Origin of the sequence: Embleya sp. NPDC127516, assembly GCF_044765325.1 — a bacterium.
Lineage (GTDB): Bacteria > Actinomycetota > Actinomycetes > Streptomycetales > Streptomycetaceae > Embleya.
On the sequence record NZ_JBIWJT010000002.1, the window covers coordinates 372960 to 396042 of the forward strand.

The 23083-nt window shown below is 71.7% G+C and carries 23 protein-coding genes; 11 read left to right on the forward strand and 12 right to left on the reverse strand.

All coding sequences use genetic code 11. The features are described from left to right. The first annotated feature begins 1633 nt into the window (after positions 1 to 1633). The 3 genes from ACIRL2_RS04135 to ACIRL2_RS04145 all read left to right on the forward strand — a co-directional run bounded on the left by ACIRL2_RS04135 (position 1634) and on the right by ACIRL2_RS04145 (position 4086). Positions 1634 to 2722 (forward strand): amidohydrolase family protein, encoded by a 1089-nt coding sequence (locus ACIRL2_RS04135; RefSeq protein WP_402230024.1) that lies wholly within the window; start codon positions 1634 to 1636, stop codon positions 2720 to 2722. Between the two features lie 449 nt (positions 2723 to 3171). Continuing rightward, on the forward strand, positions 3172 to 3303 hold the full coding sequence (locus tag ACIRL2_RS04140) for a hypothetical protein (protein ID WP_395868385.1): 132 nt from the start codon (positions 3172 to 3174) through the stop codon (positions 3301 to 3303). A 96-nt stretch (positions 3304 to 3399) separates the two neighbouring features. Beyond that, positions 3400 to 4086, forward strand: a complete 687-nt coding sequence (locus ACIRL2_RS04145) for a TIGR00266 family protein (RefSeq protein ID WP_395868383.1) — start codon at positions 3400 to 3402, stop codon at positions 4084 to 4086. Between the two features lie 311 nt (positions 4087 to 4397). Here ACIRL2_RS04145 and ACIRL2_RS04150 read toward each other — a convergent pair whose 3' ends face one another. Then, a complete protein-coding gene (locus ACIRL2_RS04150; RefSeq protein WP_395868381.1) occupies positions 4398 to 5159 on the reverse strand; it encodes an AraC family transcriptional regulator in 762 nt (253 codons plus the stop codon). 54 nt (positions 5160 to 5213) lie between these two features. Between ACIRL2_RS04150 and ACIRL2_RS04155 the strand changes: the two genes are divergently transcribed. Both ACIRL2_RS04155 and ACIRL2_RS04160 read left to right on the forward strand, forming a co-directional pair. Beyond that, positions 5214 to 6770: an MFS transporter gene (locus ACIRL2_RS04155; protein ID WP_402230028.1), complete on the forward strand. Its 1557-nt coding sequence runs from the start codon at positions 5214 to 5216 to the stop codon at positions 6768 to 6770. A 30-nt stretch (positions 6771 to 6800) separates the two neighbouring features. Next, entirely contained in the window at positions 6801 to 7556 is a 756-nt protein-coding gene (locus tag ACIRL2_RS04160) for an HAD family hydrolase (RefSeq protein WP_402230030.1), read from the forward strand. Here the strand turns inward: ACIRL2_RS04160 and ACIRL2_RS04165 are convergent. After that, complete coding sequence (locus tag ACIRL2_RS04165) at positions 7522 to 7974, reverse strand: RpiB/LacA/LacB family sugar-phosphate isomerase (RefSeq protein ID WP_395868375.1); 453 nt, start codon at positions 7972 to 7974, stop codon at positions 7522 to 7524. The two genes, ACIRL2_RS04160 and ACIRL2_RS04165, sit on opposite strands and share 35 nt — an antisense overlap. Before the next feature lie 52 nt (positions 7975 to 8026). Between ACIRL2_RS04165 and ACIRL2_RS04170 the strand changes: the two genes are divergently transcribed. Next, positions 8027 to 8884, forward strand: coding sequence for a helix-turn-helix domain-containing protein (locus tag ACIRL2_RS04170; RefSeq protein WP_395868373.1), 858 nt, complete (start codon positions 8027 to 8029; stop codon positions 8882 to 8884). Between the two features lie 236 nt (positions 8885 to 9120). Beyond that, positions 9121 to 9528 carry a VOC family protein gene (locus ACIRL2_RS04175; RefSeq protein WP_395868371.1) on the forward strand — a complete coding sequence of 136 codons (408 nt, stop codon included), beginning with the start codon at positions 9121 to 9123 and terminating at the stop codon, positions 9526 to 9528. A 92-nt stretch (positions 9529 to 9620) separates the two neighbouring features. On the opposite strand, the gene ACIRL2_RS04180 is transcribed toward ACIRL2_RS04175, so the two are convergent. Continuing rightward, positions 9621 to 10463, reverse strand: coding sequence for a metallophosphoesterase (locus ACIRL2_RS04180; protein ID WP_395868370.1), 843 nt, complete (start codon positions 10461 to 10463; stop codon positions 9621 to 9623). Positions 10464 to 10647: 184 nt separating this feature from the next. Between ACIRL2_RS04180 and ACIRL2_RS04185 the strand changes: the two genes are divergently transcribed. Beyond that, positions 10648 to 11127 carry a GNAT family N-acetyltransferase gene (locus tag ACIRL2_RS04185; protein ID WP_402230034.1) on the forward strand — a complete coding sequence of 160 codons (480 nt, stop codon included), beginning with the start codon at positions 10648 to 10650 and terminating at the stop codon, positions 11125 to 11127. A 108-nt stretch (positions 11128 to 11235) separates the two neighbouring features. Here ACIRL2_RS04185 and ACIRL2_RS04190 read toward each other — a convergent pair whose 3' ends face one another. The 4 genes from ACIRL2_RS04190 to ACIRL2_RS04205 form a co-directional block, all read right to left on the reverse strand. Then, positions 11236 to 12804, reverse strand: coding sequence for an MFS transporter (locus ACIRL2_RS04190; protein WP_395868365.1), 1569 nt, complete (start codon positions 12802 to 12804; stop codon positions 11236 to 11238). 117 nt (positions 12805 to 12921) lie between these two features. Next, complete coding sequence (locus tag ACIRL2_RS04195) at positions 12922 to 13476, reverse strand: TetR/AcrR family transcriptional regulator (protein WP_395868363.1); 555 nt, start codon at positions 13474 to 13476, stop codon at positions 12922 to 12924. 74 nt (positions 13477 to 13550) lie between these two features. Beyond that, positions 13551 to 14072: a pyridoxamine 5'-phosphate oxidase family protein gene (locus tag ACIRL2_RS04200; RefSeq protein WP_395868361.1), complete on the reverse strand. Its 522-nt coding sequence runs from the start codon at positions 14070 to 14072 to the stop codon at positions 13551 to 13553. Positions 14073 to 14139: 67 nt separating this feature from the next. Further along, positions 14140 to 14802 (reverse strand): hypothetical protein, encoded by a 663-nt coding sequence (locus ACIRL2_RS04205; RefSeq protein ID WP_395868359.1) that lies wholly within the window; start codon positions 14800 to 14802, stop codon positions 14140 to 14142. 237 nt (positions 14803 to 15039) lie between these two features. Between ACIRL2_RS04205 and ACIRL2_RS04210 the strand changes: the two genes are divergently transcribed. After that, positions 15040 to 15330: a hypothetical protein gene (locus ACIRL2_RS04210; protein WP_395868357.1), complete on the forward strand. Its 291-nt coding sequence runs from the start codon at positions 15040 to 15042 to the stop codon at positions 15328 to 15330. 33 nt (positions 15331 to 15363) lie between these two features. Then, the gene (locus ACIRL2_RS04215; RefSeq protein WP_402230037.1) at positions 15364 to 16512 is read left to right on the forward strand and encodes an epoxide hydrolase family protein; all 1149 of its coding nucleotides are present in this window, start codon (positions 15364 to 15366) and stop codon (positions 16510 to 16512) included. Positions 16513 to 16790: 278 nt separating this feature from the next. On the opposite strand, the gene ACIRL2_RS04220 is transcribed toward ACIRL2_RS04215, so the two are convergent. After that, the gene (locus tag ACIRL2_RS04220) at positions 16791 to 17858 is read right to left on the reverse strand and encodes a CNNM domain-containing protein (protein ID WP_395868353.1); all 1068 of its coding nucleotides are present in this window, start codon (positions 17856 to 17858) and stop codon (positions 16791 to 16793) included. Further along, a complete protein-coding gene (locus ACIRL2_RS04225; protein ID WP_395868351.1) occupies positions 17855 to 19282 on the reverse strand; it encodes a hemolysin family protein in 1428 nt (475 codons plus the stop codon). Before ACIRL2_RS04225 ends, ACIRL2_RS04220 begins: the two co-directional genes overlap by 4 nt. A 547-nt stretch (positions 19283 to 19829) precedes the next feature. Here ACIRL2_RS04225 and ACIRL2_RS04230 point away from each other — a divergent pair. Continuing rightward, on the forward strand, positions 19830 to 20033 hold the full coding sequence (locus tag ACIRL2_RS04230) for a hypothetical protein (RefSeq protein WP_395868349.1): 204 nt from the start codon (positions 19830 to 19832) through the stop codon (positions 20031 to 20033). Positions 20034 to 20159: 126 nt separating this feature from the next. Here ACIRL2_RS04230 and ACIRL2_RS04235 read toward each other — a convergent pair whose 3' ends face one another. From ACIRL2_RS04235 to ACIRL2_RS04245, 3 genes are all read right to left on the reverse strand, one after another. Further along, positions 20160 to 20810 carry a LuxR C-terminal-related transcriptional regulator gene (locus tag ACIRL2_RS04235; RefSeq protein WP_395868347.1) on the reverse strand — a complete coding sequence of 217 codons (651 nt, stop codon included), beginning with the start codon at positions 20808 to 20810 and terminating at the stop codon, positions 20160 to 20162. Next, positions 20774 to 22087: a sensor histidine kinase gene (locus ACIRL2_RS04240; protein ID WP_395868345.1), complete on the reverse strand. Its 1314-nt coding sequence runs from the start codon at positions 22085 to 22087 to the stop codon at positions 20774 to 20776. The genes ACIRL2_RS04235 and ACIRL2_RS04240 overlap by 37 nt, the downstream gene beginning before the upstream one ends. Positions 22088 to 22212: 125 nt before the next feature. After that, positions 22213 to 22953, reverse strand: coding sequence for an alpha/beta fold hydrolase (locus tag ACIRL2_RS04245; protein ID WP_395868343.1), 741 nt, complete (start codon positions 22951 to 22953; stop codon positions 22213 to 22215). Between the last annotated feature and the right edge of the window lie 130 nt (positions 22954 to 23083).

Here is a 23083-nt window from a genome sequence, read left to right on the forward strand (position 1 = left end):
TACGCCCCTCCCGGGGCCCGGCCGGCGGTGGCGGCGCCGGCGGCGGCACGGACGCCCCGAGACGCGGCGGCAACTCGGCAGGCCAGGCCTTCGCCGGCTGCCTCAAGGACCACCAGGTCGAACTCCCACCGGGCGGCGCACCCGCTCTGGACCGAAACGACCCCAAAACCGCCGAAGCCCTCAAGATATGCGAACCCCTGCTGCCTTCGACGCCGGGAACGGCAACGACGCCAACGCCTACGGCGCCGCCGGCCGGCGCGACGACATAGGGCGGGGGATCCCTGACGCGGTGTGGTGCGGTGCGGTGGAGTGCGGGTTGGGCGTGGCGGGTGGGAGGTGGGTTGGTCTTGGCCGGCTGGGCTGGGGGTGCTGGGTCGCCGGCTGGGGCTGGGGTGAGTGGGGGCTTGGCGGCGGTGGGTCGGTTTTGGCTGGGCCGGCATTCGCTGGGTCGGTCGGGGCTGGGATGAGCCGGGGCGGGGCGGGGCGGGGCGGGGCGCGTCGGGTCGGGGGTGGGTCGAGCTTTGCCGGCTGGGTGGGTAGGTGCTGGGTCGGCTGGTTCCGCGGTGGGCTGGGTTGGCGGAGCTGGTCGGCCGAGGGTGGGGCGCCTTGCCGGCTGGGTCGGTATGCACTGGGTCGGCTGGTTCCGAGGTGGGCTGGGTCGGTGGAACTGGTCCGCCGGGGTGGTGGGTTGAGCCGGGCTGGGGCGTGCCGGGTCGGCGGAGCTGGGTCGGGGGCTGGCTTGGGCCAGGTTGGGCTGAGGTGAGTTGGGCCGAGCCAGGTCGGGGCTGGGGTGCGCTGGGTCAGGTCAGGCTCGGCAGGGTCTAGCCGGATGGGGAAGGTCGGACTCAGGCGTTGATTGGGGCGGTTTGGGTCGGCCGCGCAGGGCGGGCTGGGGTTGGACGGCGGCGTCGACTGGGCCGGGTCGGACTGATGCGTTGACCGGCCGGGTCGGAGCCCGTCCTTGGTCGGGTCGACTCGGGCCGGGCCGAGGCGGTGGGTCACCCGGCACCGACCTGAGCCGGAAGAACCGATGCGATCAAGAGCATCCGATCGATTCGAGAGCACCCGTTGATATCAAGAGCAGTGCTCACACCGCGAATGACCGGCAAACATGTACGCGCCCAGCCCCAAATGCCCCTCGCCCACAGCAAGTCGAGCGGCTGGCAGAACCGCGAGCGGCTCTCCACAACGTGAACAGCGCCCCAGATCGAGAGCGCGAGTCCATACCGAGAGCACTGCTCACATCGGGGAGTGCGTCGGCGCCCGTGAGCACTGTTCACGTTGCGAGCGCGCGTCCAAATCGAGAGCGCCGCTCACATCCATGCTCGGCACTGCTGCTCGGGCTCGGTTCCGGAAGGGCCGAGGGGCCGAGGGCCGAGGGCCGAAGGGCCGGGATCCGGGACGGCGCCTCGGCCCGTTTTTCGCATCACGGACTTGCGCGAACTTTCAGGCACGTCGCGGGGTTCGGGGCATGTTGGGGGCGTGGTCTGGGGTTTTTGGGTGTTGGGGGGTGGGGCGGCGTGTGACGGTGGAGGGGACAGGGGTTCATGTGTGTCGTGGAGGAGGTTGTGGGTGGTGTTGTTGGTTGTGGCTGGGCAGGTGTTGGTGGGGCCGGCGGGGGAGCGGATCAAGGGTGGGGCCGCGTGATGTGGTGGAGGGTCTTGCCGGGCCGGGGGTCGAGCGGAGTGATCATCCGGGGGCCACGGTGTTGCCGGGGCTGATCAACTGTCATGTGCATCTGGCGTTCGATGCGGGGCCGGATCCGGTGGGTTCGTTGCGGGCGGCCGACGATGATGCGCTTGCGGTCGGGATGGCGGCGCGGGCCCGGGAGTTGCTCGCGGGTGGTGTCACGACGGCTCGGGACCTCGGCGATCGGGGCGCGTTGGCGGTGCCGTTGCGGGATGCGATTGCGGCCGGGGAGGTGCCGGGGCCGAGGTTGTTGGCCGCGACCGCGCCGTTGACGCGGCCGGGTGGGCACTGTTGGTTCCTCGGTGGAGAGGTGACCGACGCCGCGTCGATTCGGGACCGGATCGCGCGCAACGTCGCGGCCGGCGCGGACCTGATCAAGGTGATGGCGAGCGGCGGGCAGATGACGCCGGGTGGCGCGGCCATGTGGGAGTCGCAGTTCGACGCGGAACAATTGCGGATCATCGTGGCCGAGGCGCACGACGCGGGGCTGCGGGTGGCCGCGCACGCGCACGGGACCGCGTCGATCGTCGCCGCCGTGGACGCCGGTGTCGACTCGATCGAACACTGCACTTGGCTCACCGACGGCGTCCCGGACGAGCGGGACGACATCGCCGCGCGGATCGTGGACCAGGGCATTCACATCTGCTCGGCGATGTCGCCGAACTGGCGCGCCTTCATCGACCGGCTCGGCCCCGAGCGCGCCGAACGGTCCTTCGCCCGGCTGCGTTGGATGGACGACCTCGGTGTTCGGCTGGTCACCGGCACCGACGCGGGGCTGCCGTCGTCCGGCTTCGGCGACTTCGTGGGTGCCCTCGGGCTGTACGAGCACCTGGGGTTCCCGCTCGACCGCATCATCGAGATGGCCACCACGCGTGCGGCCGGCGCATTGGGTCTGGCCGAGGAGACCGGTCGATTGGCACCGGGGTACGCGGCCGACCTGATCGTTGTCCGAGGCGACCCGACCACCGACCTGAACGCACTCCGCGACCTCGAACTGGTCCTCGCCCGCGGACGCCGTCCGGCCGGCCCCTGACCGAATCCGACGCAGGACACCCCCAACCGACCGGCCGCCCACCGTTGCGCTCGCGTTGCTGTGTTCCGCGTGCCCCGCGTCCGGTGTCGCCGCGCCCAATGCGCCCCTCGCGCCCGCGCGTTGTGCCCGCCGGGCCCCGCCGTACCCGCCACGTCCGTGCCGTGTCCGACGGCCGCCCTGGTCGTATCCGGCCTGCTGGGTGCGCCGGGCCGAATCCGTCGCGCCCACGTTGGCGGTGCCTGTCGTGTCCGTCGCGCCCACGTTGGCTGTGCCTGTCGTGTCCGTCGCGCTCGCCGCGCCGGATATACCCGTTGCGCCCGCGCGGCTGTGCCCGTCCTGCCGGCCGCGCCCGGGTGCGCCAGGCGCCGGGGTGCCACGAAGGTTCCGGACAGGGACCCATTAGGGAGATCTACATCGGTGTGGAGGGTTGTGACGCGTCGTTCGCGCGGGTGATCGAGTTGGGCGCGGCCGAGTTGACGGCGCCGGACGACATCCCGGGCGTAGGTCGGATTGATTTCGATGGTGAACGACCCTTCGGGGCGCGTTTCGCGATGATCAAGGGCATTGCGCCGGCCAAGTGAGCGTGGGTGGAACCGCGGACCCGATCGGGTGGTGGGAGTCGCCCGGTCGGGTCGTTTTGGTCGGTAAGGGCGGCCGGCGCGTGTGAGGTTCGCGGGATGAGAGTCGAAGTCAGACACGGTCCCGCGTTCGCCGCCGCCCGTTGCACGCTCGATCCGGGCGAGGCGATGCGGGCCGAATCCGGCGCGATGATGGCGCACAGCGCGGGCGTGGAGATCACCGCCAAGGTCGAGGGCGGCATCATGCGCGGCCTCAAGCGCAGTGTGCTCGGCGGCGAGTCGTTCTTTCAGACCACGTTCACCGCGCCCGACCGGGGCGGCTGGGTCGACGTGGCCACCGCGCTGCCCGGCGACATCGCCAATGTCACGCTCACCCCCGAGGTGCCCGAGTTCCTGCTCACCCGGACCAGTTGGCTGGCCAACTCCGCCGGCGTACAGATCGACACCCGCTGGGGCGGACTGCGCAACCTGGTCGGCGGCGAGGGCGGCTTCCTGGTACACGCGTCCGGCCAAGGCGAGGTGATCATGGGCTGCTACGGCGCGCTGGACGTGTTGGACCTGGAGGCGGGGGAGCAGGTCGTGGTCGACACGGGCCACGTGGTCGCGTATTCGCCCGCCATCACGTTCTCCACCCGCCGGGCCGCACGTGGGCGGACCATCGCGTCGGTTACCTCCGGCGAGGGGCTGGTCTTCGACTTCACCGGCCCCGGCAGGGTGCTCATCCAGACCCGAAACCCCTCCGCGTTGGCCGATTTCATCACGGGTCTGCCCGGCGTACGCAACTGACCGACGGTGGGCAGAAGCAACCGACCGGCGACGGGTGCACGAACCGACCCGTGACGGGCGTGCGCGACCAACCGAGGCCCGGCGTACGGCAACCGACCGGCGACGGGCGTACGAACCGACCGAGGGCGGGCGTACGAACCGACCGGCACCCGGCGCACGCAACCGTCCGACTCGCGTGCGCAACCGACCAACGCCCGACGCCCACAACCGACCGACGATTCGAGTACGTGAATATCCGCCGCCGGCGCCCGGAGCAGGCAAGGGCCGCGTCGTCCCGGGTTTCCGCCGGCGGCGCGGCGACGACCACAGGTTCAGTCGATCGTGCGGTGCGCGCCCGGGGTGTGGCCGAACGCGCGTCGGAAGACGTCGATGAACGCGCTCGCCGAGGACCATCCGCAGCGGTGTGCGACGGTGGTCACCGGTACATCCTCGGCGAGCAGGCGCAGCGCGTGGTGCAGGCGCGACTGGGTGCGCCACTGCGGGAACGTCATGCCCAACTCGGCCGCGAACAGCCGGGTCAGCGTGCGTTCTCCCGCCCCGACGTCGGCGCCCAGGGCGGCGAGTGTGCGCTGGTCGGCGGGGTCGGCGAGGAGCAGTTCGCACACCGCGACCAGGCGCGGATCCCGGCCGGTGGGCAGGTGCAGCGCCTGTTGCGGGCTGTGTCGGAGCTGGTCGAGGAGCACCGCCAGGATCCGGGCGCCTTCGGCGGTGTCCGGGAGTTCGGGCCGGCTGTACGCGATGATCAGCTCGCGCAGCAGGGGGCCGACCGCGAGTACGGCGGGGCCGTCCAGGTTCAGTGGGTTGGTGTCGGCCGGGACGCCCACGGTGTGCAGCACGGTGCGGCCGTGTGCGCGGTGCCGGTGCATGGTGCCGGCCGGGATCCACAGTGCGCGGGTGGCGGGCGCGACCCAACTGCCGGCGTCGGTGGTCACCGTCAATACGCCGCGCCCGGCGTAGACGATCTGGTGCACGTCGTGTCGGTGTGCGGTCACGCCACCGCCCGCGGGCAGGTGGCGGGTGCTCGTGGTCAGCCCGCTCGCCGGCTCGACGTCGGGTCGGCTGGAGATCGGCATCACCTGGCAGATTATCGGAAGCCCGCCGAACCCGACGGCTCGGATCATCGACGGGTGACCGATCCCGCACCCACCGACCATCCGCTGCCCACCGACCATGCGCTGCCCACCGACCATGCGCTGCCCACCGACCATGCGCTGCCCACCAACCGTCCGCTGCCCACCGACCACCAGCCGCCCACCCGGCATCCCGATCCGCCCGGTCGACCGCTCGGCGCCGAGCGACCCGCCTCTTCCGCCCGACCTCCCGAGCGCCGCGCCATCCCGATGATGGCCATCGGCCATGCCACCGTGGACTTCTACCAGGGCGCGGTGCCCTGCCTGGTCCCGTTCCTGGTGGCCGAGCGGCATTACGGCTATGTCGCCGCGTCCGGCATCGTGCTGGCCGCGACCCTGCTGTCCTCGATCGTGCAGCCGCTGTTCGGTGCGCTCACCGACCGCTGGACCATGCCGTGGCTGATCCCGGTCAGTACGACCGGCGCGGGCCTGGGCATCGCGCTATCCGGTCCGGCCGACTCGTACGTGCTCACCTGGCTCGCCATCGCACTGTCCGGCATGGGCGTCGCCGCCTATCACCCGGAGTCGGCGCGCCTGGCCCGGGTGGCCTGCCGAGGCAGCCATGTCGCGATGGGCTGGTACTCGCTCGGCGGCAACATCGGCTTCGCGCTCGCCCCCATCGTCGCCTCGCCGATCCTGTCTGCCGGCGGCCTCGACGCGACCCCGTGGTTGTTGCTGCCGGCGGTCGCCGGAGTCCTGGTGACCGCGTCGGTGATCCGTCGCCTCGCTCGGCACGCGGCCACGGCCCGCGCCGCGGGCGGTCCGCTCCGCGCGGACGACTGGCCGAGGTTCGCCCGGCTGTCCGCCGTCATCGTGTGCCGCTCGATCGTCTTCGTCGGGCTGAGCACGTTCATCGCGCTGTACGCCGAGCAGCACACCGCGGGCGGCTCCACGGCCGGCTCCGTCGCGCTGTTCACCCTCTTCGCCGGCGGCGCGATCGGCACCGTGCTCGGCGGTCGGCTGGCCGCGCGCTGGGGCCGCACCCGCACCCTGCGCCGCGCGTACGCCGCCTCCGTCCCGGCCACGGCCGGCATCGTGCTGGCGCCCGGTCCGGGCCTGTACGTCTTCGCTGCGGCCGCCGCGACGGCGCTGTACATCCCGTTTTCACTGCACGTCACCCTCGGCCAGGACTACCTGCCGAACCGGGTCGGTACCGCGAGTGGCGTCACCCTGGGCCTGGCCGTGAGCATCGGCGGCGTGGCCACCCCCGCCATCGGCGCCCTCGCCGAGGCGACGACCCTGCGCGTCGCCCTCGCTCCGCTGATCGCCCTGTGCGCCCTCGCCTGGTTCCTCGGCCGCACCCTCACCGAACCCGACGACCGGGTCGCGCCCGCCACTCGATCCGAGCCTGCCACCCGGCCCGAGTCCGCCACCCGACCCGAGTCCACCACCCGACCGCAGCCCGACACCCGAGCCGCGCTCGACACCCGACCCCAGCCCGACACCCGATCCCAGCCCAACGATCGAGCCGTACCCACCGGCCGGGCCGCCGGGCCCGACGACCGTCCCACCCTCGACCCGACAACCCCGCGCGAAGCCCGCGCGCAGGACTGACCCGGCCCCGAATCGGGGACCCGCGTGAACATGAACCTACGTGCGCTGGCCCTCGACTTCGGCGACACCCTGGCGGTCCGCGGACCCAATCCGGACGGCCGCACCGTGCTCGACGTGCTCCGCCGGATGCCGGACACCGACGTCCCGGACACCTTCGTCGCCGCCTACGACCACGTGCATCGCATCACCCGCGAGGGGGACCGGGTCCGGGACACGCACACGCCCTTCGCCGACGAGATCCGGCACGCCTCGGCGCTGTGCGGGGCCCGCGTCCCGGACCCCGAGGCGGTCGCCGAACTCGTCTTCGAGCGGATCCCCGACTCGCGGGTGATCCGCCGGGCCGCCGACGCGCTGCTGCGCATCCGGGAACGCCGCGACCTGGTGTGCGTACTCGCCTGCGACACCCAGCGTCCCGAGTCGGTGCGCCGACGGACCCTGGCCGAGGCGGGCATCGAGGCGTGCTTCGACGCGATCGTGCTCTCCTGCGCGATCGGCCTGCGCAAGCCGCATCCGCGGTTCTACGCCGAGGTCGAGCGGGCCTGCGGGGTTCCGCGCGAGCAGATCATGTATGTCGGGAACTCCCCGGCCAAGGACGCCACCGCGCCGCACATGTACGGCATGCAGGCGGTGCTGATCGCCCCGACCGGGCGTCCGGCCGGGCTGGCCGACGCGATCGGGGTGATCGACCGCTTCGCCGACCTGCCCGACTACCTCGACCGCACCGTGCCCTGCCCGCTCGGCCCGGCCTGGTTCAGCCCCGGATCTCCGCCACCCGCTCGACGTTGAGCACGTCGGCGATCTCCTGGCTCGGGGCGGTCTCGAACCACGCGTCCAGGATCTCGATCAGTACCGGCCCGGAGGTCAGCCGCAGGCTCAGCGCGAGCACATTGGCGTGGTTCCAGCGCCGTGCGCCCGCCGCCGTGGCCGCGTCCGTGCACAGCGCCGCCCGGATCCCGTCCACCTTGTTCGCCGCGATCGAGGCGCCCGTACCGGTCCAGCAGCACACGACCGCCTGATCCGCGCGCCCCAGCCTCACCTCGCGCGCGGCGGCTTCGCTCACCGGCGCCCAGTCGTCGTCGAACTCCGGCTCGTGCGCCGGGTCGAAGGCGCCGAACGGCAGCACCTCGTGACCGCGCTTGCGCAGTTCGTCGGCGAGGTAGACGCCACAACCCTTGATCTGGTCGGCCGAGATCGCGATGCGCATCGGACACTCCTTGGTCGGTGCTTTGTCGGTGGCGGGTGTGAGACTGGGAAGCATGGTCCCCACGGACACTCTGCACGTGACCCGACACACCTCCGCGCTCGGGTCGATGGAGACCGTGTCCGCGCCCCCGCATCCCGCGCTCGCGCCGCTGATCCATCCCTACCTCGGGTACGACGAACGCACGCACGCGCCGTTGCGCCGCCGGGAGGTGGCGACCGGGTCGGTCACCGTGATCATCGGCTTCTCCGCCATCCGAGTGTGGTCCCCACGCGACGCCCGGTACGGACCGGGCAGCACCAGTTCGTTCGTGGCCGGCCTGCACGGCGGCCCGGCGATCGTCGAGCACGACGGCCGGCAGGCCGGCATCCAACTCGACCTCACCCCGCTCGGCGCGTACACGCTGCTGGGTCTGCCGCCGGTCGAGATCGCCGACCGGGTCGTGCATCTGGACGACCTGCCCGGGTGGGACGCGGGCGCGCTGGTGGACCGACTCCAGGACGCGCCGGACTGGTCCGCGCGGTTCGCCTTCCTGGACCGGGTCCTGCTCCGCCGGCGTGAACTGGGTCCCGAACCGCCGCCCGAGGTGGCTCGCTGCTGGGATCTGCTCGTGGCCGGCGCGGGCCGGATCGAGGTCGCCGCGCTCGCCCGCGAGACCGGCTGGAGCCGACGCCACCTCGGCGCGCGGTTTCGCGAGACGATCGGCCTGCCGCCCAAGACGGTGGCCCGGCTGCTGCGTTTTCGGCACGCCGTCGAGTTGCTCGAGGACCCGCTCCGGTCCTGGGCGGAGGTCGCGGCGGACGCGGGCTACTACGACCAGGCGCACTTCAATCGCGACTTCAAGGCGTTCGCCGGTTGCACCCCCGGTGCCTATCTGAGTTCCCGCCTGCCCGGGGGCGGTTTCGCGAGCTGAGCCGTCCCGGCGCGGCGAACCGGTGCACGTTCTTCGGCCGCGGTGCCGGCGTTCCCGTTTGTCCAATACCGCGAGGGGTCACTCGCCGGAAGCTGGAATCGATCACTCGGCGACATCCGGTTCCATCCCGGTTTCGGCGATGCCCGGTTCCCACCCCCGGTTCCCACCCCGGTTTCGTGCCCGGTTTCGACAGTCGGGTCGACGACCGGTCCCATATCCGGTTCAAGGAGTGCACCATGAGCGACAAGACCCTGATCTCCGACCTGGTACCGACGCTGCGCTACAACGACGCGACGGCGGCGATCGCGTTCCTGGGCGACGCGTTCGGCATGAAGGCGGTGCTCGTGGTCCCGGGCGACCACGACACCGTCGCGCACGCGGAGCTGACCTTCGGCAACAGCATGATCATGCTCGGCACCAACCTGCCTGAGGGCTCCGGCGATCAACTGCGGTGGCCGGTCGGCGGCTCGGCCGTGTACGGCATTGTCGACGGCGACGTGGACGCGCACTGCGCGCGGGCGGTGTCGGCGGGCGCGACCGTGGTGCGCGAGCCGAAGGACGAGGACTACGGCGGCCGCGGCTACACCGTGCGCGACCCGGAGGGGAACCTCTGGAGCTTCGGCACCTATCGCCCGCAGGTCTGACGGCCGCCCCCGTCCGCCCGCCGGAACCGTTCGCCCGACCAGCCCGACCCGCCGGTGGCGCGCGTCCCCGCCCGCCGCCGGCCGGGCCGCGCTCAGCCCTCGTGCGCCGCGAGGTAGCGGTCCACCTTGGCCCGCTCGTAGGCGTACACCGGCTCGATCGGGCCGACCGGGACGAAGGTGGCCGTCGCGCAGTCCTCGTACAGGTCGACCCGGGTGTAGCCGACGCCCGCCACGCCCTGATAGGTGCCCGCCGGCGGGAACACGTCGGCGCGGTAGGCGACGGCCGGGGCCGCCCACACCGGCACCCCGGCCAGTACGCCGCAGGTCGCGTGGTGGTTGTGGCCGGTCAGCACGATCCGCACGTCGCTCCCGGCGAGGGCCGCGCCCAGTCGGGTCGGCTCGCGCAGCGAGAGTCGCTCCAGGAACGCGAGCGGCGTGGGGATCGGCGGATGATGCAGGCCGAGCACCGTGCCACCGGCCGCCGGCGTGGCCAACTCGGCACGCAGCCACTGCAATTGATCATCCGTCAGGTCGCCGGAGTGGCTGCCCGGCGTGGTGCTGTCCAGCATGATCACCCGCACCTCGCCGGCCATGTGCACGAAGTCGTGCGGCTCGGTGGACGCGGGGACGTCGAGCAGCCCCTCGCGAAACGCCGCGCGGTCGTCGTGGTTGCCCATCCCGTACAGCGCGGGCGCGCCGATCCGCGGCCCGGCGTCGGCCAGCAGCGCCCGCAGTCGGCGATAGGCCCGCAGGTCGCCGGTGTCCGCGAGGTCGCCGGTGAACAGCAGCGCGGCGGGCTCCAGGTCCGCCGCCTCGACCGCCGCGAGCGCCTGACGCAGTTGTTCGGCGGTGTCCAGCCGGTCGAGCAGGAGTTCACCCTCGGGGACCAGATGCACGTCACTGAACTGGACCAGGGTGTGGCGTGGGATACGCACGGCAAATCCTCCTGCGGGCAGGGCAAGGCGACACGTGTCACCGGGTGGGGCACAGTCCACCGTCGATAGGCGACAAGGTCAAGCATTTCCCGGACCGAGCTGTGCCCGAGCCGCGGCCGAGTCTCCGCCGAGCCGTCGCCGACCTGCCGCCCATCGCGCCGAACACACGGGCTAGCGTTTTCCCGTGGAGATCAAGACTCTGGGGTACGACCACCCCGACGTGCGCAAGCTGGTCGCCGATGTGCAGCAGGAGTACGTGGAGCGCTACGGCGACCCCGACGAGACCGCGGTCGACCCGGCCGACTTCCGGCCGCCGGAGGGCCTGTTCTGCGTGGCCTACGAGAACGACGTTCCGGTGGCCAGCGGCGGTTGGCGAGCCCGCGGCGCCGCCGGCGACGACGACCCGAATATGCGCGAGGGCGACGCCGAACTCAAGCGCATGTACGTGGTGCCGCACGCGCGCGGGCGCGGCCTGTCCCGGGCGATGCTCGCGCACCTGGAGGAGACCGCTCGTGCCGCCGGCCGCGTGCGCCTGGTGCTGGAGACCGGGGACAAGCAGCACGAGGCGATCGCGCTGTACCGCTCCAGCGGCTACGAGCCCATACCGGGGTTCGGGTTCTACAAGGACTACGACAACAGCATGTGCTTCGCGAAGGCGCTCTGAAGCACCCGCGCGAGCCCCGCGCTCCGCGCCCTGTGCCTCGCGCCCCGCGCACGGTGGGAAGCCCGGCGGCCGGGCGGCGGGATCCCTCCCACCGCCCGCCCGCCGGCGTCAGTGTTCGACGTCCGACCCGGCCGTGCGCGCGCCGCGCAGCATGAACCAGGCCGCGACGGCCGCCGCGAGCAGTACCGCGGAGCCCGCGCCGGCCGCGATCCGCAGCCCTTCCAGGAACGCGTCGTTCGCCGAGTGGGTGAGGTCGGCCGCGACCTGTCCGTGCACCGTCCCGGCCGCCTCCGCCGCGCCCGCGAGCGATTCGCGCGCACTGCCGGCCGCGTCCGAGGACACACCGTCCGGAATCGTCACGTGGCCCCGGTACACCCCGGTGACCACCGAACCCAGCAGCGCGATGCCCAGCGCCGCGCCCAGTTCGTACGCGGTCTCCGAGACCGCCGAGGCGGCGCCCGCGTTCTCCTTCGGCGCGCTGCCCAGGATCAGGTCCGCGGTGACCGTGAAGGAGAAGCCCGCGCCGACGCCGACCAGGAGCAGCACACCGCCCAGGTAGAGGTACGGCGTGTCCTCGGTCAGCACGGTCAGCGCGCCGAGCGCGAGGCCGATCGCGGTCAGACCGCCGGTCACCACCACACGCGGAGTGAGCCGGCGTGCGGCCAGGCCGGCGAGCAGACCCGACACGATCGCGCCCACGGTGGCCGGCAGTTCGGCCAGGCCGGCCTGCAACGGGCTGCGGTCCTGGACCAGTTGGAGGTACTGGGAGAGGAAGAAGATCAGCCCGGACATGCCGAGCACGGTGAGCAGGTCGGCGAGTACCGAGCCGGAGAAGGCCCGGTTGCGGAACAGCCGCATGTCCAGCAGCGGCACCGGCAGCGACAACTGCCGGCGGCCGAACCAGCCCAGCGCGCCCACGCCGACGACCAGCGCGGCCCACACGTCCCAACGCAGCAGGCCGTGGGTGGCGGCCTCCTTGACCGCGTACACCGCGGCGATCATGCCGACCAGGGACAACGCCGCGCTGAGCATGTCCCACGGACCCGGATTCGGGTTGCGCGACTCCGGCAACATCTTGATGCCGACCACGATCAGCACCGCCATCACCGGCAGATTGATCAGGAAGACCGAGCCCCACCAGAAGTGTTCGAGCAGGAAGCCGCCGACCACCGGGCCGAACGCGGCGCCCGCCATCGACATCGCGCCCCAGACGCCGATCGCGAAACTGCGTTCGCGCGCGTCCGGGAAGATGTTGCGGACCAGGGCGAGCGTGGACGGCATCAGCGACGCGCCCGCGACACCCATCGCGACGCGGGCCGCGATCAGGGCTTCGGCGCTGGGTGCGTAGGCGGCCACCACGGACAGCGCGCCGAACGCGGCCGAGCCCCACAGCAGCAGCTTCTTGCGACCGATGCGGTCGCCGAGCGTACCGGCGGTGACCAGCAGGCCGGCGATGACGAACGAGTAGACGTCGCCGATCCACAACAACTGGGTGCCGGTCGGTTCGAGGTCCTCGCTGAGGAAGGGGATCGCCAGGCCGAGCACCGTGGCGTCGATCGCCACGAGCAGCACGGACAGGGTCAGTACGCCCAGCGCGATCCAGCGGCCCGGCGCGCCTTTGTCGGAGCCGCCGGTGCCGGTATGTATCGCAGTCGGGGAAGAGGTGCCAGTCGACATGATCAGGATTCCAAAAAACGAGGTGGATCGGCTGGACGGATCAGCCGGGGAGTCGCGGTAGCGGGGCGGATCGGCGGTTCGGCCTCGGTGCGGCGGCCGGACCGCGGTGGCGCCGAATCAGCACTGGGGGCGGCGGGCCGCGCCGCCGAGCAGGAGTTCGGCCACCGAGCGGGAGGCGTCGCGGCCGGCGAGTCGGCCCTCGTGGACCGCCCAGCCGGCGGCGGCGACGAAGGAGAACAGGGCCTCGGAGACCCACTGCGCGGTGAGGTCCACCCGCATCGAACCGTTTTCCTGGCCGCGCCGGACCGCGGCGGCGACCTGCTCGTCCATCACGCTCCAGGCCTGCTCCAGGTCCGGGTCGCCGACCAGTGAGCTCTCGCCGTACAGAAAGGCCAGGTATTCGGCGCAGGGCATGAGTCGGTCCACCAGGCCGCGCAGTACGGCCGGGACGTCGTCGCCGCTGGTCAGGTCGGCCGCGTCGATGGCGCGACCGATCTGCGCCGAGGCCTCCGCGCCGAGTGCGGCGATCAGTGCCGGGCGGCCGGGGAACATCCGGTGCAGCGTGGCCCGGCTGATCCCGGCGGCCCGGGCGATCTCGTCCATGGACGAGGCGGGCCGCCGCAGCAGCAGGGTGACGGCGGCGCGCAGCACGTGCTCGTTGTCGGTGGGCATGGATAGATGCTAGCTCAGATGAGACAAGTTTGTCTCATGAATTACGGCGCGGATTCAACTGGAACCCCGTGGCGTCAGTTGCAGCCCTGTGGTGTCAGCTCCGGGCGCGGTTCCTGCCAGGTCAGCACCTGGTCGCCGGGCCCGCCCTTGAGCGCCGCACCGGGGAACACCCGCAGCCGCCACGGCGACAGCCGCATCACCGCGAAGCCCGGCGACGAGGGCCGCTCCCACCCGGGCACCCCGATGGCGGCCGGGTCGTAGCCCAGCGGCTCGGGGGTGTCCCGGAACAGGTTCCACACCCGCTCGCGCACCTCCGGCTCGAAGAGCAGGTCCGCGCGACACTCGGCGGCGCACGTGTCGTGCGAGGGCGACCAGTAGTTGCAGGACACGAACGGGTTGCGGGCGATGTGCGCGCGCTTGGTCGCGGTGGGCGCGGTGGCCACCCAGCCGGTGAGCGTGCCGTGCTCCCACACCCAGTACGGGTGCAGGATCCGGGTCCGCGGCCGACCGGCGCTGTCCACCGTGGCTATCGAGGCCCACACGATCGAGTGCGCCATGGCGATGAAGGCCGGGGCCGCAGTTTCCAGATCGGTCATGGCGGCAACCCCTGTTTCGTTCCGTCGTCCCGGCACCCCACCCATACTGTCGTGAACGCGCGCGACCCTAAAGGCCCGGCGGGAAGTCGTACGAGGCCGGCGGCTTGATCCGTACCTTGTCGTCCTGGTACATCACCGAGATCTGGTCGTGCGGACGCAGCTCGATCCGGGCCGGATCTCCACCGACCAACTCGCCGTTCAGGTAGGTGCGGAAGGTGTGCGTGGCGTCGGGGGTGAGCGCGCCCAGGTGGGTCTCGTCGAAACGCACGTTCCACATGGCGAACAACTGGCCCAGTACGAACCGGGCGTTCGCGTCGTGGCTCTCCACGTGCAGCACCCCGCTGTCGTCGTGGGTGTGCAGATCCGCGAGCAGACCGGTCCTCTTGTCGATGCCCAGGTCCGGCGGCACCAGGACCCGGTCGAGGCCGACGAAGATGTCCAGATGCACGTGGAAGTGCTGCTTCGCGCCCTCCATCTTGTCCAGTTTCAGACCCGCGTCGGCGCCGCGCCGTGCGCTGTCCTGGGGAACCGGCCAGGGCGGCAACTCGGCGTTGGTCGCGGCCTCGGGCTCCGGAAGCGGACCCCGCGGCCCCGCGCCGGGCGTGAGCAACGTGGTCAGCCCGCCCCCGCCCCCGGGCTCGTGCGCGGACACGGGCGAGCCGGCGGCGAGCGAACAGGCGGTCAGGAGCGCGGCGGTGACGCCTACCCCGTTGCGGAGGTGACGGTTCATCAGGGGCCTTCCGATGATCAGGGGCCATCCGGTGCGGACGAGAGCAACAACCTGTCCGGTTCGGTGGTCCCGGCGAAAGCCGATCGGCCGCTTCACACGCGGACTTCACCCATACGGAGCACGCCCGTCGGCCCGCCCGAGGCCGCGGGCGCAAGGACTGAGTCCGGCTTCGCCGGGCAGACGTGAGGCGACCCACCCGTGGGTGGTCCGCGGGGTGTTCCCAGGGAGCCGGATCCAGTGATTCTTACCAGCCGCCATCGCCGGCACGTCGAGAACGAACGCCCGTGGTTCGCCAAGCAGCGGTCGGTCCTGCTCCTGCTCGTGGTCCTGCCACCGATCGGCGCGCTGCTGATGTGGATGGTCACCCGATGGACGCCGATGACCAAAGTCGTGCTCTCCGTGATCGCGGCACTCTGGTGCGGTGCCCTGGTGATCGGGTTGAGTACCAACCTGGAGACGCACGACAGGAGTCCCGACCCGGTCGCACCGATCGTCGACGACGGCCGAGGCCCGCAGTCGTCTCCGTGACCTGATCCCCGCCTCGGATGGAGTTGCCGGTCGATGCCCACCCCGCCGCACATCACGCCGTTTCGGATCGAGATACCCGAGGCCGACCTGACGGACCTGCGGGAGCGCCTGGCGCGCACCCGCTGGCCCGAGGCGGAGCCGGTGGCCGACTGGTCGCAGGGCGTGCCGCTCGCCTACACCAGGGAGTTGGCCGAACACTGGCGCACCACCTACGACTGGCGCAAGACCGAGGCCAGGCTGAACGGCCACGCGCACTTCAAGGCCCAACTCGACGGCCTGGGCATCCACTTCCTGCACGCGCCGTCGCCGCACCCGGACGCGCTGCCGCTGATCCTCACCCACGGCTGGCCCGGTTCGATCATCGAATTCCTGGAAGTGATCGGCCCGTTGACCGACCCGACGGCGCACGGCGGCGACGCGGCCGACGCGTTCCACGTGGTGCTGCCATCGCTGCCCGGCTACGGCTTCAGCGACCGGCCGGCCGAGACCGGGTGGGGGATCGACCGGATCGCCCGCGCCTGGGCCCGGCTGATGGCCGACCTGGGGTATCGGCGCTACGGCGCGCAGGGCGGCGACTGGGGGTCGATGGTCACCGCGTCGATCGGCCGGCAGGACCCGGAGCACGTGCTCGGCATCCACCTGAACATGCCGGTGGCGATGCCGGACGTGGAGGCGATGCGGGATCCGACGCCCCAGGAGCGGCAGGCACTCGCCGACCTGAGCTCGCACTCCGAGTGGGGGGCGGGGTACAGCAAGATCCAGTCCACCCGCCCGCAGACCCTGGGCTACGGCCTGGCCGACTCCCCGGTGGGCCAACTGGCTTGGATAGTGGAGAAGTTCCAGGAGTGGACCGACTGCGACGGGCATCCGGAGAACGCCCTCTCGCGCGAGCACATGCTGGACAACGTGACGCTGTACTGGCTCACCGACACCGCCGCGTCCTCGGCCCGGCTGTACTGGGAGAGCTATCGCAGCCCCGACCTGTCCGAGGTCGGCGTCCCGACCGGATGCTCGATCTTCCCGCACGAGATCATCCGCTCCTCGCGCCGCTGGGCCGCGAACCGCTTCACCGACCTGCGGTACTGGAACGAACTCGACCGCGGCGGCCACTTCGCCGCGTTCGAACAACCGGAGACCTTCGTCGAGGAGGTCCGCCGCTTCTTCCGCCTGGTCCGCGAGTAGGCCCGACGGCGCGGATGGGCCGGCCGTGTGGTCGGGAGGGACGCACGCCGGCGTTGCCGCCGCGGGCGCTCGCAACCCGTACGGCCCCTCGGAGGTGCCGAGCGCTCGAGGTCGCATCGAGGGGGTTGCCCGGACACCCCTCACCGGCATCCGGGCCATCGGACGAGCCTGCCGACGACACACGAGTGAGCGGGCCTTCGAGTGAATCGCCGGACAAGCGATCGGCGTGCCTCGCCCCGACCTGTGAGGTCGGGGCGAGGCACGCTCGCTGATGTGCGCTATGCCGCTCGGGCGCCCAGGACGCTGCCGAGGAGGTCGTCGAGGCCGACCAGACCCAGGAGCGTGCCGTCGGCGGCGTGGACCAGGGCCAGTGACGCGCGGCGTTCCTGGAGGGCGGCCACCGCGCGCTGGATCGGGGTGTCCACGCCGAGCGTGAGCACCGACGTGGCCAGCTCGCCGGCGGTGTTGCCGGAGGTCTGGGTGCGCGACGTGAGCACCTTGCGGATGTGCACGACGCCGAACAGCGTGCCGTCCTCACCACGCACCAGCAGCCGGTTGCGACCGTTGCGACGCGACATCGCGACGATCTCGTCCGGCCCCGCGCCGGCCGGCACCGAGTCGATCTCGGCGGTCGGCACGACCAGTCGGGCCAGCGGCTCGGTGTGCGTGCGCAGCGTGCCCGACAACACGTCGTGCGACGAGCTGTCGATCAGGCCGAGCCGGCGGGACTCGCCGACCAGGCGGCGCAGGCCCTCGGCGTCCTTGGGATGGGACAACTCGTCCTTGGGGTCGATCCGGGCCAGGCGCAGGATCGCGTTGCTGACCCCGTTCATCGCCAGCAACAACGGCCGCACCACCCGGGTGTAGCCGCGGAAGGACGGCGCGAGCACGAGGGCGACCTTCTCGGGGCCGGCGATCGCCCACGACTTGGGCGCCATCTCGCCCAGCACCATGTGCAGGATCACCACGACCACCAGCGCGATCGTGAACGCCACCGCGTGCCCCGCCGCGGCCGGCATGCCGACCGCGTCGAAGAGCGGGTCGAGCATGGTCGCGATCGCGGGTTCGGAGACGATGCCCAGGCCCAGCGAGCACATCGTGATGCCGAGCTGGGCGCCCGCGAGCATCAGCGACAGCTCGCGCACGCCGGCCAGGGCCGACTTGGCGCCGCGCCTGCGCTCGGCGACCAGCGCCTCCAGGCGGTGCCGGCGCGCGGCCACCATCGCGAACTCGGCGGCGACGAAGAACGCGTTGCCCACCAGCAGGGCGGTCGTGATGGCCAGTGCCGGCAGCAGGCCCAGCTCCAGCGAGCCCAGGCCGCCACCGGAGGCCAGGGTCGGGGTCATGCGGTCACCTCGGTGTTGCGACCGGAGCGCCGTTCGGCACCCCACTCGGATGTGTTTCGGGGGAACGAGGGGGCGGAGGTCAGCACGCGGACCCGGACCAGCGCCGGCACGTGCCGTTCGACCTCGAGCACCTCGATCTCGGTGTAGCGGATCGGTTCGTCGTCCTCGTCGGCCGGCCGCCCGGCGCGTACCTCGTCGGGGTCGGGCACCCTGATCCGGTCGCCCACCTCGGGCAGCCGGCCCAGGTGCGCGATGACCAGACCACCCAGCGTGTCGTACGGGCCGTCCGGCAGCTCGGCGCCGACGATCCGCTCGGTCTCGTCCACGCGCAGACCCGCGTCCAGCCGCCACCAGCCGTCCTCGGGCTCGGTGTCGACGGGGTCCTCGTGGTCGCTCTCGTCGGCGATCTCGCCGACCAGTTCCTCGGCCACGTCCTCGTAGGTGACGATCCCGGCCAGGCCGCCGTGCTCGTCCAGCACCACCGCGAACTCCTCGTGCGCGGCCCGGAGCTGTTCGAGCAGCGAGGCCAGCCCGGCGGTGTCCGGGACCAGCAGCGCGGGGCGCGCGATGGATCCGGCGCTCACGTGCGCGGCGTCCTCGGGCGCGACCTCCAGGAGGCAGGCCACCCCGACCACGCCCAGTACGTCGTCCACCCGCTCGCCGACCACCGGATAGTGCGAGTGTCCGCACTCGGCGACCAGGTCGATCAGCTCGGCGGCGGTGGTCTCGGCGCGCACCCGGACCACGTCCGGTCGCGGCACCATCACCTGGTCCACGGTCAGGTCGCCGAACGCGATCGCGCGGCGCAGGATCCCGGACAGGTCGGGGTCGAGGTCACCGTCGCGGCCGGCCTCGTCGACGATGTGCGCGAGTTCCTCGGTGGTGGCGCCACCGTGCAGTTCCTCGACCGGTTCGATGCCGATCGCGCGCACGATGCGGTTGGCCAGCGTGTCGAACAGGCGGATCAGCGGCCCGGCGACCTTCAGGTAGATCAGCGTGGGTCGCCCGAGCAGGATCGCCACCCGCTCGGGCTCGGCGATGCCCCAGTTCTTGGGGACCAGCTCGCCCAGCACCATCTGGATCGCGGTGGCCACCGCGAAGCCGAGGATCAGGGAGATCACCGGGACGGCGCCGCCGGGGACGGCGATCAGGTCCAGGAGGGGGGAGATCACCGCCGCGAGCGCGGGTTCGGCGATGAAGCCGACCAACAGGGCCGTCACGGTGATGCCGAGCTGGGCACCGGACAGCATGAACGAGAGCCGCCCCATCACGGTCATCGCCCGGGCCGCCGCCTTGTCGCCGGATTCGGCACGGCGGCGCAGCAGACTACGGTCGGCCGCGACGTAGGCGAACTCCTGGGCCACGAAGAAACCGGTACCGAGGGTCAGGACGACGATCGCGGCTATGCCAAGAGCCGCGGTCATGAGACCGCCTCCCGGACGTCGCGGCTTCGATCACAGTCTCGGGAGGGACCGGTACTAGGGGGGTCCGTCTCTTGGGCGGACACGCACGCTCCTTGCTCAACGGGTAATTCAGGGTCAAAACACTTACCAGGCCGAACGTATCATCGCGTGCGCTTGTTCCCCGGGCGCGGGCGGGGAAGCGCGCGCGGAGGGTCGGATTCGAACCGATAGCAAAAGATGCTTGGCTTTCCGCCCTCCGCCATGACAATCTGTGCTTCCTCGAACACCGTGTGGTGATCAGCCCTCGTCGAGTACGCACGACCCGCGTACTGCGGCGAGGGGAGTACGCGCTCGCCGCGCCTCCTGCCGCAGGTGTCGCGAAGTTCATCCGTACGGGGGAGCGACCCGCGCCTTCCCGTCCGGAAGATTGGTACCGGGAACCCGCACCGCCGCAATGACGTTGACAACATCAGACGGGGGCAGCGTGTACGACAGCAGCCCTGATCCGGCCGACGCCGGCTCGCCCGAGGTGCCCGCATCGGACCTCCCAGCGCGCGAGAAGGAGACCATGCCTCGCACACTCGACGACTACGCCGTGTCGCTCGCCGCGTTGAAGGCCTACGACATCACCGGCGTTCGTCCACGCGACCTCCGCCGATTCCGCGATTCGGGCGAACTGCCGGACGGCGTGCCCGAGGCCGTCGTACTGCGCGCCCAACGCATCGTCGAGGAGGAACGGGACCGGCTGTTGCGCTTGACCACCGGTTCGTGAGCACCCGCCCCAATGCGCCGTACGCTCGTGCGGGGTGAGAGCGATCCCACACGGCAGCCCCGGCCGCCCGTGGCCGCGTCCGGTCGCCGTCCTCGATCACGCCGGCGCGCAGGCCCCGTCGGAAGTTCAGCCGCTCCCGTTGAGGTAGGCCAGCACCGCGAGCACGCGCCGATTCGTCTCGTCCGACGTGTCGATCGACAACTTCGCGAAGATGTTCGTGGTGTGCTTGCTGACCGCCCCCTCCGAGACGAACAGCCGGCTCGCGATCGCCGCGTTCGAGCAGCCCTCCGCCATCAGCTCCAGCACCTCGCGCTCGCGCGGCGTCAGTTGGGCCAGCGGTTTGTCCCGCACGTTGCGGGCCAGCAGCTTCGAGATCACCTCGGGGTCCATCGCGGTACCTCCCGACGCGACCCGGCGTACCGCGTCCACGAACTCGTCGGTGTTGAACACGCGGTCCTTGAGCAGGTAGCCGACCGCGCCGGTGCCGTCCGCGAGCAACTCCCGCGCGTACAACTGCTCGACGTACTGCGACAACACCAGGATCGGCAGCCCCGGGACACGCCGACGGGCCTCCAGGGCGGCCTGGAGGCCCTCGTCGGTGAAGGTCGGTGGCAGCCGGACGTCGACCACCGCGACGTCCGGCTTGTGCTCCACCAGTGCCCGCAGCAGCTCCGGGCCGTTGTCCACGGCGGCGACGATCTCGAAACCGTGGGCCTGGAGCAGGCGGACCAGACCGTCCCTCAGGAGGGCGAGGTCTTCCGCGAGGACAAGTCGCACGGCAGCTCCATGATCACAGTCGTCGGGCCGCCCTCGGGGGAATGCAGGGCGAGCGTCCCGTCGAATGTATCGAGTCGGCGCTCGATGCCGCGCAGACCGGTGCCCTTCATCAGGTCGGCCCCGCCGACGCCGTCGTCGGTGACGGTGATCCGCAACTTGCCCTCGGTGTACGTCAGATCGATCTCGACGTGTTGTCCACCGGAGTGCTTGGCCGCGTTGGTGAGCACCTCGGTGACCGCGAAGTAGGCCGCGGACTCCAGTGGGAGCTCGGGCCGCGCGGGCAGCGAGACGCGGACGTTGACGTCGAGCGGACTCTCCAGCGCCACCGCGCGCACCGCGTCGCCCAGGCCCCGGTCGGAGAGCACCGGCGGGTGGATGCCCCGGACCAGATCGCGCAGTTCGTGCAGGGCCTTGGCGGAGGCCGCGCGGGTCTCGGCGAGCAGCACGCGGGCCGCCTCCGGATCGCTGTTCATCAGCGCCTCCGCGGCGCCCAGGTTCATGCCCATCGCGACCAGGCGGGCCTGTGCGCCGTCGTGCAGATCGCGCTCGATCCGGCGCAGCTCGGCCGCCGAGGCGTCCACGGCGTCGGTCCGGCTCTCGGTCAGGTGCTGCACCCGCAGAGCCAGCGCGGCCTCCTTGGTGGGGGCGAGCAGGGACCGGTTCCACAGCGCGTTGACCCGCGCGAACCACGGTGCCAGGGCGAGGCCGAGGCCCATTTGCACCAGGCCCCACGGCACCGACAGGCCGGCCCGCTGCGAGCTGTCCACCTTGATGAACGTGTACCACTGCGACTCGACGTGCCGGTAGGCCACCTCCCACAGGAAGGGCATCAGCACGCCGTGCAGACCGTTCATGATCAGCATCATCGGGAAGCACGCGAGCAGCAGGCTCGACGGCAGGTACAGCAGTGCCCAGAGCAGGTCCCGCCAGGTGGCCCCCTCGGTGATCGTGCGCCGGGTGCGCCGCCACAGCCCGGTCACGCCCCCACCCGCCGGCAGCTGCCGGTAGGGGGTCGCGATCGGGACGCCGGACCACGAGCCCATCGCGGTCCGGGTCAGGTTGGCGGTGGCGCGCAGCAGCAACATCAGCGGCAGGAAGAACAGCAGGCCGACGCCCAGCGGGATCAGTGTCATGAACACGACGCAGGTGATGAACAGCGCGAGGGTGGGAACGGAGAGGAAGACCAGGATGAAGCCGTGCCACGCCGACAGCAGGGCCCGACCGAGCCGCCAACCGGTCGCCGGTGGGTCGCCTCTGTGCGGCGTGAGCGTGCTCATGCGGGTTCCTCCCGTGGATGTGCCGTGCGCTGCTGGTGTCACCAGTGTCTCGGGCGACGACCGTGCAGGTCACTGGGGTGGCACCCCCGCGCGGGGTGGGCCTGGGCCCACCCCGCGGGTACGGGTCAGCCCGCGATCTCCGCGAGCAGTGCGGCCAGTTCCTCGGGGCGGGAGAACATCGGCCAGTGGCCGGTCGGCAGGCCGTGCACGCTCTTGACCTCGGCCGCCGCGAACTCCGCCATGAACGGGTGGCCCTGGGCGAGCATCGCCTCGACCTGCTCGGCCGGGAACATGCAGGTGATCATGTGCGCGGGCACCTTAAGCCGGGCCGCGTCGCCGACCTGCTGCGGACTGGCCGCGACCGCGTACGGCTGGGCCACCGCGTGCGTGCGCAGCGTCTCCAGGTCGGCCGGGGTGATCCCGTCGAGCATCGCGGGCTCGGCCGCCGGGTCCCAGGGGTAGGTGTAGCGGCCGTCGCCGCGCTCGGCCACCTCGGCCTCGATCCGGGCCCGCTCCTCGGGCTCGGTCAGGTCCAGGAGCGAGGTGCCCTCGGGCACCGGGCCCGCGTCCACGTAGACGATCCGGGCGATCCGGTCCGGGATCCGGCCCAGCGCCTCGTACCCGGTGAACGCGCCGCCGGAGTGGCAGACCAGGACCACGTCGCTCGACTCGCGCGCGGTGATCTCGGCGACCAGGGCGTCGGTCTGGGTGGCGAGGTCGATCCCGGTGGCGTCGGCGCCGTCGGCCGCCAGGCCCGGCAGGGTCACCGCGAGCACGTCGTGTCCGGCCGCGCGCAGCGGCTCGGCGACCCGGTCCCATGCCCACGCGCCGAGCCAGTAGCCGGGAACGAGAACGATGTTCGCCATGGTGGTGCTCCTCCAGTGGTGGTTCGGTGTGCGTTCGTGCGTGTCGCGTTCGTGCGTCCTTGCAAAAACGATCCTGGACCGCATACCTGACAGAACGCGACAGGTTTGTCGAAGGAGTCGTGACCGATGT